General features: G+C 56.1%; 15 protein-coding genes. 5 read left to right on the forward strand and 10 right to left on the reverse strand.

Annotation, left to right across the window (positions count from 1 at the left end; translation table 11 throughout):
* Position 1: 1 nt before the first annotated feature.
* The 5 genes from GKR98_17690 to GKR98_17710 are packed head-to-tail and all read left to right on the forward strand — an operon-like array spanning position 2 to position 4,505.
* On the forward strand, positions 2 to 928 hold the full coding sequence (locus GKR98_17690) for a branched-chain amino acid ABC transporter permease (GenBank protein ID QMU59846.1): 927 nt from the start codon (positions 2 to 4) through the stop codon (positions 926 to 928).
* Positions 925 to 1,869 (forward strand): branched-chain amino acid ABC transporter permease, encoded by a 945-nt coding sequence (locus GKR98_17695; protein QMU59847.1) that lies wholly within the window; start codon positions 925 to 927, stop codon positions 1,867 to 1,869. Before GKR98_17690 ends, GKR98_17695 begins: the two co-directional genes overlap by 4 nt.
* Positions 1,866 to 2,588 carry an ATP-binding cassette domain-containing protein gene (locus GKR98_17700; GenBank protein QMU59848.1) on the forward strand — a complete coding sequence of 241 codons (723 nt, stop codon included), beginning with the start codon at positions 1,866 to 1,868 and terminating at the stop codon, positions 2,586 to 2,588. Before GKR98_17695 ends, GKR98_17700 begins: the two co-directional genes overlap by 4 nt.
* A complete protein-coding gene (locus GKR98_17705) occupies positions 2,581 to 3,276 on the forward strand; it encodes an ATP-binding cassette domain-containing protein (GenBank protein QMU59849.1) in 696 nt (231 codons plus the stop codon). The genes GKR98_17700 and GKR98_17705 overlap by 8 nt, the downstream gene beginning before the upstream one ends.
* Before the next feature lie 44 nt (positions 3,277 to 3,320).
* Entirely contained in the window at positions 3,321 to 4,505 is a 1,185-nt protein-coding gene (locus GKR98_17710) for an amidohydrolase family protein (GenBank protein QMU59850.1), read from the forward strand.
* 1 nt (position 4,506) lies between these two features.
* On the opposite strand, the gene GKR98_17715 is transcribed toward GKR98_17710, so the two are convergent.
* The 10 genes from GKR98_17715 to iolG form a co-directional block, all read right to left on the reverse strand.
* Positions 4,507 to 4,953: a MarR family transcriptional regulator gene (locus GKR98_17715; protein ID QMU60162.1), complete on the reverse strand. Its 447-nt coding sequence runs from the start codon at positions 4,951 to 4,953 to the stop codon at positions 4,507 to 4,509.
* Between the two features lie 61 nt (positions 4,954 to 5,014).
* Entirely contained in the window at positions 5,015 to 5,599 is a 585-nt protein-coding gene (locus GKR98_17720) for an amino acid synthesis family protein (protein ID QMU59851.1), read from the reverse strand.
* Positions 5,596 to 6,177 carry an amino acid synthesis family protein gene (locus GKR98_17725; protein QMU59852.1) on the reverse strand — a complete coding sequence of 194 codons (582 nt, stop codon included), beginning with the start codon at positions 6,175 to 6,177 and terminating at the stop codon, positions 5,596 to 5,598. Before GKR98_17725 ends, GKR98_17720 begins: the two co-directional genes overlap by 4 nt.
* Positions 6,170 to 7,030 carry a UPF0280 family protein gene (locus GKR98_17730; GenBank protein ID QMU59853.1) on the reverse strand — a complete coding sequence of 287 codons (861 nt, stop codon included), beginning with the start codon at positions 7,028 to 7,030 and terminating at the stop codon, positions 6,170 to 6,172. The genes GKR98_17725 and GKR98_17730 overlap by 8 nt, the downstream gene beginning before the upstream one ends.
* Positions 7,030 to 8,520: a 6-hydroxynicotinate reductase gene (locus GKR98_17735; protein ID QMU59854.1), complete on the reverse strand. Its 1,491-nt coding sequence runs from the start codon at positions 8,518 to 8,520 to the stop codon at positions 7,030 to 7,032. Before GKR98_17735 ends, GKR98_17730 begins: the two co-directional genes overlap by 1 nt.
* On the reverse strand, positions 8,517 to 11,255 hold the full coding sequence (locus GKR98_17740) for a molybdopterin-dependent oxidoreductase (protein ID QMU59855.1): 2,739 nt from the start codon (positions 11,253 to 11,255) through the stop codon (positions 8,517 to 8,519). The genes GKR98_17735 and GKR98_17740 overlap by 4 nt, the downstream gene beginning before the upstream one ends.
* The gene (locus tag GKR98_17745; GenBank protein ID QMU59856.1) at positions 11,245 to 12,099 is read right to left on the reverse strand and encodes a xanthine dehydrogenase family protein subunit M; all 855 of its coding nucleotides are present in this window, start codon (positions 12,097 to 12,099) and stop codon (positions 11,245 to 11,247) included. Before GKR98_17745 ends, GKR98_17740 begins: the two co-directional genes overlap by 11 nt.
* A gap of 94 nt (positions 12,100 to 12,193) precedes the next feature.
* Complete coding sequence (locus tag GKR98_17750) at positions 12,194 to 12,814, reverse strand: glutathione S-transferase (GenBank protein ID QMU59857.1); 621 nt, start codon at positions 12,812 to 12,814, stop codon at positions 12,194 to 12,196.
* 74 nt (positions 12,815 to 12,888) lie between these two features.
* Entirely contained in the window at positions 12,889 to 13,122 is a 234-nt protein-coding gene (locus GKR98_17755) for a hypothetical protein (protein ID QMU59858.1), read from the reverse strand.
* A 3-nt stretch (positions 13,123 to 13,125) separates the two neighbouring features.
* Positions 13,126 to 14,136, reverse strand: a complete 1,011-nt coding sequence (gene iolG / locus GKR98_17760; GenBank protein ID QMU59859.1) for an inositol 2-dehydrogenase — start codon at positions 14,134 to 14,136, stop codon at positions 13,126 to 13,128.
* Positions 14,137 to 14,224: the final 88 nt, after the last annotated feature.

Raw genomic sequence — 14,224 nt, forward strand, 5'->3', positions numbered from 1 at the left:
AATGGATTTTGGCCCACACTTGATGCTCGCCTCCCTTGAGGGGGCGGTCATCGCTGCCATTCTGGCGTTAACAGCCATGGGATTGAGCATCGTTTTTGGTGTGATGCGGGTTGTGAACGTAGCCCACGGTGAATTTTACATGCTGGGCGCTGTTTTGGCCTGGTATGTGACGACGTTGATTGGCGGACATCCTGCTCTGGGGTTCGTTGCCGCGTTGGTGATTGCGCCGGTATTGGTGGCGTGTTTGGCGGCGGGGGCGGACCAACTGATCCTGAAGCGGATCAAATACGACCCCGACCGAACCATCGTCGGCACCATCGGGATGCTGTACATCATCCAGCAATCAACGCTAATGACCTTTGGTCCAGAGGCGAGGCCAGTTGAGGCACCGTTTAACACCCGGTTGTCGCTGCCGTGGTTCGAGTTTGGCAAGAACGGATTTCAGATGATCTGGCCCTGGGGGCTGAGCACGACGAGTTACAAGCTGTTCGTCATCGTGGCTGCGGTTGTGGTTTTGCTGGCCATCTGGATGCTGCTGACGCGCACAAAGATCGGGTTGATCATGCGTGCCACGCAACAAGACAGCGAGACGGCACAAGCCTTTGGAGTGCCGGTTGGGCGGGTTTATAGCTGGGTTTTTGGTTTTGGCGCAGGGCTGGCAGCGTTAGGTGCCGTGCTGGTGGTGCCGATTCAGCAGGCACATTACCTGATGGGGCATGATCCGCTTTTGCTGGCGTTTATCGTGGTCATAATTGGTGGGTTGGGGAGTCTGCCGGGCACTATTATCGCAGCACTTGTCATTGGCATGGCCGACGGGATCATATCGGTATTCTTTTCGCCGACGCTGGCGAAAATAATCGCGACATTTCTTGTGGCCATGGTCTTGGTCTTTCGTCCGCAGGGGCTATTGGGCAGGTCTACGTCATGACCCAAGAGGCGAAATCACGGGTGCTACATTTTAGTGTTTTGGCGTTGCTGATCGTGCTGTTTTTTGTATTGCCCGCCTATCATGTTGGAGTCTTTTCGCGGGTCATGGTGTTGGCCATCTATGCGATGGGGTTCAATCTGCTGTTTGGCTACACAGGGCTTTTGAGCCTTGGACATGCAATGTTTTTCGCCGCCGGTATGTATGGCTTTGGGTTGACGACAAACCTGGTCGGATGGCCAGTGCCGGTGGCCTTTGCGTTTGGGATATTGTGCGCGGGCGCTTTGGCGATGGCGGTTGGGTTTCTGGCACTTCGGACGGCGGGTGTTGCGTTTATGATCGTGACACTGATGTTTGCGCAGACTGCTTATCTGGTGGTGCTTTACTTTGGTACTTACACGCGGGGCGATGAAGGCTTTGTCATTCAACAGGCGCAGCGGACGCTTGCCGGCATCGACCTGACGACCGAGACGGCGCGATATTTCACTGCGTTTACGCTGTTTGCGGTTTGTTTTCTGGGGTTCGCGCGACTGGTGCAAACGCCATTCGGCAAGACGCTGGTCGCCATTCGCGAGAATGAAGAACGCGCGCGGATGCTTGGATATGACGCGCATAGACACAAACTGAAGGCGTTGGTTATTTCAGGTGCGGTATCGGGCGTGGCAGGGGCGGCATATGCGTTGTTGTTTGGATATGTCGGGGCAACGTTTTCCACGGTTCAATATTCGATATTCCCTTTGCTATGGGTATTGTTAGGCGGTGCTGGAACCACGATCGGGCCGTTGATTGGTGTGATCTTTATGTTCTATCTGATTGATATTTCAAGCTCTTATACGAATGCCTACATGCTGGTAGCTGGTGTGGCGTTGGTGTTGTTAACGGTGTTTGCGCCGCAGGGCCTTATCGGCACATTGCGCGACCGAGTTTATCGGTGGCTGCCATGACAATCCTTGAGACAAGAAAGCTGACGAAGACCTACGGGGGCGTTGAGGCGAACCGCGACGTTGATTTTCAGTTGGCGCAGGGAATGGTGACGGCGTTGATCGGGCCTAACGGAGCTGGAAAATCCACTTTTGTCGGGATGGTCAGCGGGCGCACTGAGGCCACCAGCGGGGCCGTTTTTTTCGAAGGCAAAGATATCAGCCATTTGCCGGCGCATCAGCGCATTCAATTGGGACTGGCCTATACGTTTCAGATTACTTCGGTATTTGCTGGATTGTCAGTGAATGAAAATGTTGCTCTGGCGGCGCGTCGAACCTTGGCGGGTCAAGACGGGTCGCTGGAAGAAGTGGTTCATCAGGCATTGGATCGCGTTGGTATTGCTGACCGCGCAGATCAGATTGCTGGTGATTTAAGTTATGGGCACCAGCGGCTGCTGGAGATTGCCATGGGGTTGGTCCAGCGTCCGAAGGTGTTCATTCTGGATGAGCCGACGCAAGGGTTGGCCGAGACTGAGGTTGACGACTTTATTCAACTGGTGCGATCGCTGGCGGGGCATACGACGATTTTGCTGATCGAACACAATATGAAGGTCGTCATGGAAACGGCTGATTTCATTACTGTTCTGGACAATGGTCGGACCCTATCTGAAGGCACACCTGCCGAAATTCGGGCAAATGCGGCGGTGGAAGCCGCCTATCTGGGAACGTCGGCGGATGCTTGAGGTCAAGGATATCCACGTTGCTTATGGGCAGGTGAAGACACTGCATGGCGTGTCCTTGAAAGTGAAGGCGTCGGAAATCCTGTGTCTGTTGGGTCGCAATGGCGCTGGCAAGACGACGACATTAAAGTCGATCATGGGTTTGTTACCTGTTTCTGCAGGTAGCGTGACGCTGGAAGGGCAGTCCTTGTTGGACTTGCAGCCGCATCACATTCCGCGCCATGGAATCGGGTATATTCCGCAGGGACGCCGGTTATTTCCCGAACTGACGGTGGCTGAGAACATTGAAATTGGGTTGATGGCGCGAAAGCAGGGGCCGGATACGCGTGAATGGGTGCTGGAGTTGTTCCCAAGGCTTCGCGAGCGCCTTGGCCAACAGGCGGGCACATTGTCGGGGGGAGAGCAACAGATGCTGGCCACGGCCCGCGCCTTGTGCTTGCGCCCCAAAGTTTTGTTGCTGGACGAGCCAACCGAGGGTTTGCAGCCGTCGATGATCGAACAAATCCGTCAGGTCATTGTGAAAATGCGCGACGAGGGGTTTGCGATCATACTGGTTGAGCAGAGAATGGATGCCATCCTGGCACTGGCGGATCGGGTAACGTTTATCGAGAACGGCCGGGACATTGATGCGATGACCGGGGACGCATTGAAGAAAGACCCCGAAAAGCTGAAACAGTATTTGGGTGTTTAAAACCCGTTTTGGCGGGTTCGGAATTGTCGTTAGATTGAATAGCAATGAGCTTGGGAGCAGATGCTATGAGCAAACTTGTCGTTAAAAACATAGGTCAGATACTTTCGGGGAAGCTGGAAGAGCCGATTTTTGATGGTGATTGCATGGTTGCGGCAGACGGCAAGATTTCGGCCTGGGGACGTGAGGCTGATCTGGATTGCGACGGGGCCACCAGTGTTGTCGATGCCAATGGGGTGACGTTGGCACCCGGGTTAATTGACAGCCATGTGCATCCGGTCGTTGGTGACTACACACCACGCCAGCAGCAGCTTCACTGGATCGACAGCACCCTGCATGGCGGTGTTACGACGATGATCTCGGCGGGTGAAGTTCATATGCCCGGTCGTCCGAAAGATGTTGTGGGTTTGAAGGCGATGGCGATTGCATCGCAGCGTTGGTACGAGAATTTTCGTCCATCCGGTGTAAAGGTACATGGTGGTGCCCCGGTCATCGAACACGGTATGGTCGAAGATGATTTCCGCGAGATGTCGGAAGCTGGTGTGAAGCTGTTGGGCGAAGTTGGTTTGGGCACCGTCAAGGACGGCAAGACGGCGCAAGAAATGGTGGGGTGGGCCCGCAAGTATGGGATGCAGAGCACGATCCATACGGGCGGTCCTTCCATTCCGGGGTCCGGATTGATTGATGCCGATATGGTCATGGAGACCGGTACGGATGTGATTGGGCATATCAATGGTGGGCATTCGGCACTGCCGGACGATCAGATTGTTTGTCTATGCGAAAGCTGTAAGGCGGCTTTTGAGATTGTGCACAACGGCAACGAGCGTGCGGCGGTGCTGACGGTGAATACGGCGCGCGAGTTGGGCAAACTGGATCAGGTGATATTGGGCACCGATGGTCCGGCGGGATCTGGCGTTCAGCCGTTGGGTATTCTGCGGATGATCGCAATGCTGTCGGCCTTTGGGAATGTCCCGGCGGAGCAAGCTTTTTGTTTTGGGTCCGGCAATACCGCGCGGCAACGAGAGCTGGATGTGGGATTGATCGAGGTTGGAATGTCGGCGGATTTCGTGTTGTTGGATCAGGCGCAGCATTCACCCGGAAAGACGATGCTGGAGTCTGTTCAGCAGGGCAATCTGCCAGGCGTGGGAATGACTATCATCGATGGCGTTGTGCGCAGCGAGCGCAGTCGGAACACGCCGCCTGCAATGCGGTTACCCGAGATAGTCCTTTAAATCAGGTGATTTTTCGCAAGAGAGCAACCAGAGATCTGCGTTCAGCACCGGTGAGCGGAGCAAGCGTTTCGTCGGTGATCTGAACTCCGGACGTTTTCAGATCACTGATCAAGGACTGTCCTTTGGCTGTCAGCGAGATAATCGAGCGCCGTTTGTCGACCTGATCGGGGACTGATTGCACAAGTCCTTTGGATTTCAGGCGGTCGACGACACCTTTGACCGTGGCGACGTCCATTGCGGCAAGACGGCCCAAGTGGTTTTGCGAAACCGAGCCAACCTCGAATACACGGATGAGAGTGCTGAACTGTGTCGCCGTCAAATTTTCGACCGCGTGTTTTTGGAAGATGACGGCGTGGCGCTGGCTGGCCAAACGCAAAAGATATCCGACCTGTTCTTCAAGGACATAAGGAATGTCGCGTGTCGGTGATGTCTGTTCGGCCATAGGCATCGATACCTCATCCAAACTGTCTGGCACAACCATTCCGCATTGATTTGCGGGGGCTGTCACCCTATCGCAAGCCGTCTTCGCCCTTGGCATCTTTGTGGGTCAGGCCGCCGACACGGGGCAGGGGTCTTCCGCTGTCTGTAACGGCCACGGCGACCATGATTTCATTGGCACGCGGGGCGTCGTTCAAACAGACCTCGATGCCGTCGAAGTGACTGCGCACATAGGCCGCGTCTTTGTGGCCAAGTGGCACATCCAGAACCTGGCCGGGGCTTCCCATTTTCTTGGACGAGGCGACAAGGGCGGCGCCTTTTTCTACTGCAACCCGTAAAGGAGCGCCCAGTTTTGGATGCAATATGGCGGCGGCGTGTTCCAGCTCGCCATTTTCGCCGACCATGGCTGACTTGCCGTAGCTTTCGGCCTGAGCAGGCGTGATGCCGAGGGCTGAGACGCATCTTTCGCCAAGAAGCGCGCCGAGTTCGGCGCCGATATCCATAAGGTCGGTCAGGTCTTCCTGATAGATTCCGGCAAAGGGGTTGTCGATGACGGCGACCGCGACGGCCTTGCGGGTCGGTGGCGAGATGCTGCGCCCGATTTCCCGGTGGGTTTCTTCGACATTGACGGCGATTTTTCTGATTTTGGCGGTCATCTTAACCCGTCCTCTCCTTTGATATCTTCTGCTTTTAATCCGCCGACGCGGTTGTGAATGCGTGCACCGGTTGTCATGACCAGGGCCAGCAGCAATTCGTTAGCTTTGGGCGCATCATTTGTGCCGACTTCCATGGCGTCAAAGTGGCTGCGAACATAAGAGGCGTTGATGTGGGTTATCGGGACATCCAGCCGTGCACCGACACCGCCGACTTTTTTGGTGGATGGTACGATAGCGTTGGAATTATCTAAAAGTTCGCGCATGGCGTATCCGCCAGGCACATGCCAGAGAGCGCCGTGTTCGATTTCTCCGGCGGCGCCGACAATTGCGCCTTTTCCGTAGCTTTGAACATTGGCCGTCCCGCCGAGCATGTCGACGAGCTTGCTTGCCATTTGGACGCCAAGCGGTTTCAGGTCATCCATGAAACCCTGAATGTCGGTGGCATAGCCCCCGGCATAGGGATTCTCGATGACGGCCAAGGCCGCGGCGCGCCGAAGCGGGATGGCAGAGTTCGGGCCGCCTTCGTGGAAGATTTCTTCTAAGCTATAGAGCGATTTGCGAAGGACAATGTCAGGCATATTCGGGAGTCCTTTGAACGGGTGTTATCAGGGTGGTTTGTGTCGTGCAGGTCGTGCCTAGAAGCGTTAGGGCGGCGGCCGTGATGAGATCGCCGACTTGCAGGGATCGGGCGCAATTCAGGCCGTTTTCAAGTGCTTTGTCGATGTCAGTTTGGTCTAGCGGGCCACAACCTGTGACAACTGGGCGAGCGCCTAGGTCGCTATTTTCATCAATGATGCATGCCGGTTGGCGATGAATAGCGTCGTGATCAGGTAGGTCCACGGTGTTGGCAATCAAGGTGGCCGCAACGTCGGCTTCTGCCGCGGTTTGCGCAAGGACGGTCACGCTGTCGGCGATACCCAGGCTGAGGCTTCGGCCATGGCGACCGCTGGTAGCGATGCCGCGCACGGGATCGGATTGTCGGATGGTGATGCGACCGCTTTCACGCCCGCTGAGGCTGGCTATGGCGGTGGTGAAGCTTTGGTTCATGCCGAGGTGGAGTGCGATATCACCGCCGTTGTTCACATAGGCGCGGTCAATTTCGGCGCTTTTGGTCATCGTTGTCAGGATTTCGTCCGCAACGCTTCCGGCGACGGCGGCCATGCGGGTAACGAAAGTGTCTTCGGCATGGGGAAGAGTGGCGGTGTGCATTCGTCGGGCGACCGAGCCGATGGGGCATGCGGTATTTGGAAACAGAGGTTGTCGCAGTTCTGCCAGTTCATCGACAAGGTCGTTCAAGATGGTTTGAAATCTGAAGGTGGCGGCTTGGAATGCTGTTTCGCGATCACCGTCGGCTCCAATGATGAGATCAATTGGCCCGTGTTGGAGGTGCAACCGGTGTCCGTCAGCAAGTATGGCGGCTTGAGGTCCCATTACTTCTTATCGCCTTTGTGCCAGCTGAAGTTTGCGGCGGACATGGGGTTATGCCTTTGAGCATTCGGTTTGACTTTGCGCAGGCTGGCATTGGACACCTCTTCGACAGGCTTGATCTGGTCGATGTGGCCGCCGAGTGTTCCATAGTCGCTGACACGGAGTGAGAATTCGATGGGTGCTACAAGGGCGGGTGTTGGCACGTAGCCGAACGAGGCCGTCGGCATCTCCATGACGTCAACCATGACGGTGATCCCGCCGCCAGGCCAGACATATGCCTGAGCGCCGCCGCAAGAGACGTGGGTGAGGGCGTCTTTAACCGAACGAGTGAGGCGCACTGGATTTTCGGTGACGCCTGCACGCAGACTTCCGCCGGCTCCTCCCATGAAGAGGACCGAACAGATCGACGGTTCGCAGTTTTCAGCGATGAGATCCGCCGAGGCTTTCAGGCTTGCGGGCATTTCAGTTTTTTGTGGTTGGAGATCGTCGTCGAGTTCGTAGTAGGCAGATTGTTCGCCGGTGGTTGAAACCATGAACAGGCTTGAGCCGGGTTTTGCGGTTTTTGGATTGTAAGGGCCGAGAATTTTCAGGGGATCTTCTATGTCTGTTCCACCCCAACCGGTACCTGGCTCGGCGACTTGAAAATAGCGACCGGGAGTGGAGCGACGACCCAGTATTTTGATGCCGGTTGCGGGCACATCGAGCTGTTTTCCAGCCTCGTGTTCAGACAGAACACCGGTGATGTGGTCATCCACCACAACGACATCGTCCGCGTGCCCAAGCCATTGTTTGGCGAACATACCAATTGCGGCAGAGCCGCAGCCGACCCGCATCAGCTTTTCTTCCAGGCCATTGATAATGGGCGCTTTTCCGGCCTGAACGACGACCGAGATGGCGTGATCGCCTTCGCCGATAGTCAGATCTACTGCTTCACGATTGCAAAGTTGCAGAAGGGCGTCGCAGGTCACGCGGCCCTCTTTCTTGGTTCCGCCCGTCAGGTGTTCGACGCCGCCGAGCGACAGCATTTTTGAGCCGTATTCCGACGTCATCACGTGGCCTATGGGTTCACCTTCCACGTAGACGACGTCGCGTTCATGGCCGATATGGCGGTCCGTGTCGATTTTCACTTTGACGCCGCAGTAGGAAAAGATGCCTTCGGTCACGACCGTGACCATATCGACGCCGTCAATTTCCTGACTGACGATGAAAGGGGCGGGCTTGTAGTCAGGGTAGGTGGTGCCGGCGCCAACGGCGGTGACGAAGGGGCGGTCGCCTTTGACGATATCGCCGTCCCAGTCTTCGCTAGTTCCGTCGCGTAGGAAAGGTACCAGTTTCTGGTCGGTGCTTTCGATGACGGTCAGCACATCGAGACGCACCAGATCGCCGCCGTGGTTGGCGTAGCGGTCACATGCCCCGGATTTACCGTCGGCGATGTAGCACATGACCGGACAAGCGTCGCAGCGGATTTTCGCGGGTTTGGCAGGCTTGTTCATGACGACTGAGCCTTAATGGCCGCGCGTAGGCGGGACGGTGTTGCCGGAACCCTGGTGATGCGCACGCCTGTGGCATTGTGGATGGCATTGAGGATGGCCGGTGCTGTGGGAATGAGAACGTGTTCGCCCAGACCTTTGGCCCCGTATGGTCCGTGTTCATCAGGTTCTTCGACGATGATTGTTTCGATAGGAGGAACGTCGCCGATGGTGGGGATCAGGTAATCATGCAGATTTTCCGTGCGACCGGGAATATACTCTTCCATCAGCGCCATCCCGAGGCCTTGCGCAATGCCACCATGGACTTGGCCTTCGACCAGAATTGGATTTATGGCCTTACCGACATCGTGGGCGGCCACAAATTTGATCGGTTTGACAGTGCCCATCGCCTTGTCCACCTCAACAACAGCGAGATGGGCGGCATAGCCAAATTGCGCATAGGGTGCGCCCTGGCCGTTTTCATCCAGCGGCTTTGTGGGCGGATCGTAGGTTTCCTCGGCGCGTAAGACGTAACAATCGGCGTCGGGTGTCATGTCTGACAGGGTTAGTTGGTGCGCGCCGGAGGCATCTGTTGCCGTAATTTTTCCTTGGGCGGCTTCGAGTGCCGCGTCTTTTCCTACATTCAGCGCGTTCAAAATCTGCGCCCGGAGAGATTCGCCAGCGCGTTTTGCGGCATTACCAGAGACGAAGGTTTGACGTGAAGCTGAGGTTTTTCCGGCGTCAGGTGTGACGTCTGTGTCGGGGCCGACAATGGAAAGTTTGTCCGTGGGCACTCCAAGGGCGGTGGCAAATATCTGGGCTATGACCGTATTGGCACCTTGTCCAATATCCATGGCCCCTTGGTGCAAGACTATCGTGCCATCAGACCTGATCCCGCATTTAATCGTGGATGGGTTCGGCAAGGATGTGTTCCCGCAGCCATACCAGCCTGCGGCGACACCGACACCGCGTTTCAGCGTGTTGTTTCGGGCGTTGAAGTTGGCGGCGGCGGTTTTTTCGGCATCCCATGCAGTTTTGAGTTCATTAAAGCATGCCTTAATGCCGACGCCTTGAGAAAATGTCTGACCGCAAACTGTGGGAACGTCATTGTCCAATGCATTCAGAATCCGAAAGTCGAGTGGATCTTTGCTCAGTTTGGCGGCCAGCTCGTCAAACAGGCATTCCTGGGCAATGGCGGACTGGGGAACGCCAAAACCGCGGAATGCGCCGGAAGTCGGATTATTTGTGTAAATCGCGGTGGACTCGGCTCGATAATCAGTGATGGCATATGGGCCAGAAGCGTGGACTGGAACACGGTTGGCGACAGTGGGCCCCCAGCTTGCATATGCGCCGGTGTCGAATTCGCCGAAGAACTTGAAGCCCGAGATGCGCCCGCTTGCGTCGGCACCGATCTTGAGGTGGATGTCAGAGGGATGGCGCTTGGTTGTGCTTTGCATGCTTTCGGTGCGCGAATATGTCAGGCGCACTGGTTTGCCTGTTTTGAGGGCAGCCAGTGCCAGATAGGGTTGGACAGAGATATCCAGCTTGGAGCCGAAGCCGCCGCCAACTGACGTAGGAAGGATACGGATTTTCTTACGGTCCATGCCCAGGATCAATTCCAACGATTCCAGATCCATGACCGGTGCCTGAGTGCAGGCGTGAACCTCGACGCGACCGTTTTTGATCTCGGCGAAACCAGCTTCGGGCTCGATGTAGGCGTGTTCGACAAACCCACTTTGGAAACGTCCCTCGACGGTTACTGCTGCCTCGGCGAGTTTAGTTTCGGCGTTGCCGCAAGCGACCAGACCACCGCACATGATGTTGTTAGGGTGGTTTGGATGCAGTTGGTTGGTCGATGCGTTTTGAGCCGATGTTGGATCTTGGACGGGGTCTGCTTCCGACCAGATGACCGGAAACTGCTCTGGGTTGAATTTTCTGATAGCCTGTGCCGTCCCAACGACTGCGGCGATCGCTTCGCCCCGAAATCTGGTTTCGGATTCTGCAAAGACAGGCTGGTCGATGAAATTTGGGATGACGCCGAATGCATTTTGACCTGGGATGTCGGCGGCCGTCAGGGCGCATTCCAAGCCGTCGTGAGCTGCCACATAACCGTCTATTTCGCCAAATTTGAACCCAGCGCGGGGGTAGGGCGAGCGGATGATGAAAATCTCAAGAGTTCCAACGGGCGCAACGTCGTCGCCAAATAGGTCCTGGCCAGTAACCTTGGCATGTCCATCCAAACGTCGGATAGCATCGCCAGCCTGACAATGATTGCCGTGAAGCGCTGGCTTGGTGTCGGTGACTGCGTCGATTATCTTGCGATAACCGGTGCAACGGCACAGAACCCCGCCCAGAGCATTTTGGACCTGATCAACAGTCGGTGACGGGCATTCGCGTAGTAGCGCCACGGCAGATACCATCATCCCGGGGGTGCAGATGCCGCATTGCGCGGCCCCATGGTCCTGAAACCTTTCGGCTAATGCAGTGGCGACAGGGTCTGACAATGTGAGGCCGGACAGAGTTTCGACGTTGCGTCCTTTGGCCTGTTGCGCTGGCATGAGGCACGCGCAGGTAGCAGCCCCGTCCACCAAGACTGTGCAGGCGCCGCAATCACCGGCGTTGCAGCCAATTTTCACATCCCGTGCATTGAACCCTTCGCGCAGCATTTGTGACAGGCGTTCGCCCGTGGCCGGAAAGCCTTCAACCGGCTGACCATTCAAGTTGAACGTGGTTCCTTTGATCCCGGCCTCAGGTGTCATCCTTGGCCGCCTTTCGGATCGCCCTTTGGCATTGCTCGGCTACAACTTCGAGCCGGTAGTCCGCGCTTCCGCGTACGTCGTCGATGGGATTGAGTGGTTTCAGATGTTCGGTGGTGACTTGGATGTCTGTGGGGTGCTGGTCGTTCATGTGGGATTCGAGGTCTGGAAGCCGTTGGGCGACCGGGGAGCACGCTCCGATTGCGACGCGAGCGTCCATCATGTGGCCGTGTTCGTCCAATTCGAGTTGGACGGCCGTCATTGCGATGGAGATCACAAGATAGCGGCGGCTGCCGAGTTTTTCGAAGGCAGACGAGGCGTTAATTGAGGGTTTGGGGAGGGTGATGGCAGTCACCAGTTCGTCACTTTGACGATCAGTCTGGCGGACGCCTTTGATGAATTCCGAGAGAGGTAAGTTCCGGGCTCCGCGCGTTGCACTCTCGAGTTCGACAGAGGCGTTAAGGCATAATAGGGGCGGCACACCATCGGCCGCAGGCGAGGCGTTGCAAAGATTGCCGGCAATGGTTCCCGAGTTTTGGATTTGGATGCTGCCGACTTCTCGCGCGGCTGACTTCAGTGCATCGAAGGCTGGGGGTAGATCGGCCTGTATGATTTGAGTCCAGGTGGTGGCCGCTCCGATGCGTATTTGCCGTGCGGACTGCGTGATATCGCGAAATCCATCGATGCGGGTGACATCGAAAAGTGTTTCGGGCGTATGTCCTTGTTTTTCTGCGGGAAATACATCGGTGCCACCGGCAATAACAGTGCTTTGGTGTTGCGAGATCAGTTGCAACGCCGAGTTCAGTTCTGTCGGACAATGGTATGTCACGGCAACTCCTGACGCCATGTCGTTTGCATACAAATGATATTGGTGGCGTGCTCTTGTTGTCAACACTGTAACGGTGTGTCCAGAACAGGCAAATGCATCTGGGTCGGGATGCCTAGGGAAACTGGATTGGTGGCTGACCAGCTTGCCACTGGGGGTAATTGTCCATCACTGCAGTGAAGTCCGTTGATGCGAGAAAACGTTCCAGCCAGGGCTGCAAATTCGGCCAGGGCTGGGAGTCGAACCAGTCTTTGTCGATGAACGCGAACTGTCGGACAAACGGCAGAATTGCATAGTCCACGACTGTCGGTTTGCCAAAGATCCACTCGGTAATTTGCTGATCCAGATCGGTAAGAAATTCGGCGGCGATCGCGCGTTGGTCGCTGGCATCGATTTCAGGATACCGCGTGGCGTATTTCGTGCGATCTAAAGCGTCTTTGAAGGGGCCGTCGGCGCGTTCAATCAATTCCCAACCGACTTGTGGCATGTCGAGCCAGCCTCGTGGATCGGACCGTTTCAGGGCCCAGATCATGATATCGAGGCTTTCGTCGATAGACTTTCCGTCGGTAACCATACAAGGCACGGTGGCAGTTGGGGACGCTGTAAGAAACTCAGGCGGCTTATCACGCAGAACGACTTCGCGCAGTTCGACCGGTTGCTCAGCGACGCGAAGCGCGACCCTGGCGCGTATGGCGTAGGGGCAGCGGCGGAAGGAGAATAGGATCGGCAATTTCATGGTGGTTGCGTGACTGGCACAGGTTTTCAGGGTTGGCCAGTCTTTCGGTATTCAAGTCGACGCTAGTTTTCGTCTTAGTCGTCGTCCTCATCCACGAACGGACCTTCATAAGCGACGAAGAATTTGTAGATACACCAGATTGTAGTGGCTAGCAGGAGGAAGGCAATAACGGTCGAGCCATTCAGCATTTCAAATAACGTCCAGATGCCAATCAAACAGACAGCTACGATCCTGCGCAGAGGATCATTGAAAAACGGGCTGTCGACGTTGATCATTCGCTCCAGAATCGATTTCTGCTTGGCTGGCATCCGCTATGTGCCTTCTACAACATCGGCGACCTTCACGGCGGTTCCAGTTTTTACGGACTGCAACGCGGCTTCGGCCAGAGCGAGAGCCAGCAGGCCGTCGTTGCCGGACGGGGCTGGTGCTTGGCCGCCGGCCAGGGCCTCGACGAAGGCGGTGATTTCGGCCGCATAGGCGGCCTGGTATCGCGTCATGAAGAAGTCTTGAAGCGGCGGTTGGGAATAGCCTTGGGCATTGGCCTGAGTGACTCGTGATTGATGGTGGTTGCCAGCACTGAGCGAACCAAGGGAGCCGTGTACTTCGATCCTTTGGTCATATCCATAAGTGGCACGACGGCTATTATTGATGGTGCATTGTTTGCCCGAAGCGGTGGTCATGATTACGTTTGCGCTGTCAAAGTCGCCGAGTTCGCCGATCTTGGGATCAACGAGAACCGAAGCTGCGGCAATGACGGATTCCACCTCTTCGCCCAGCATCCAGCGGGCAACGTCGAAGTCGTGGATGGTCATATCGCGAAATATGCCGCCCGACCTTTCGATGTAGGCGTAGGGTGGGGGGCTTGGATCGCGACTTGTCAGGGTGACAAGTTCAACGTCGCCTATCTCGCCTGCGTCAATGGCCGCGCGCAGGGCCTGAAAATCAGGATCAAAGCGGCGTTGGAAGCCGAGCATCAAAGTTGCTCCTAGTTCGTTGACTGTGTTGAGGCAGGCTTTGACGCGTGCAACGTCCAGATCGATGGGCTTTTCGCAGAAGATAGCTTTGCCAGCGTGAGCAAATTGTTCGATCAGGTCGGCGTGCATGTCTGTCGGTGTGCAGATCACCACGGCATCGACATCACCTGATGCCGCAATCTGGTCAATGCTGCGAACGTCACAGCCGTAAGCCTTGCTGACAACCATTGCTGCATCTTCCATTGGATCTGCGACGGCGACAAGTTTGGCAGCGGGAACTTCAGCGATGGCTCGGGCGTGGACCTGGCCGATGCGACCTGCGCCAAGAACGGCGAAATTGACACTCATATCAACGGCTTCCTTCCTGCCGGGATGATCTATCAGTGGAGTCTAATACCTGCGCCCCGAACAATGTCGGGGCGCAGTGGTTGGTTGG

This window comes from Boseongicola sp. (assembly GCA_014075275.1).
GTDB lineage: Bacteria > Pseudomonadota > Alphaproteobacteria > Rhodobacterales > Rhodobacteraceae.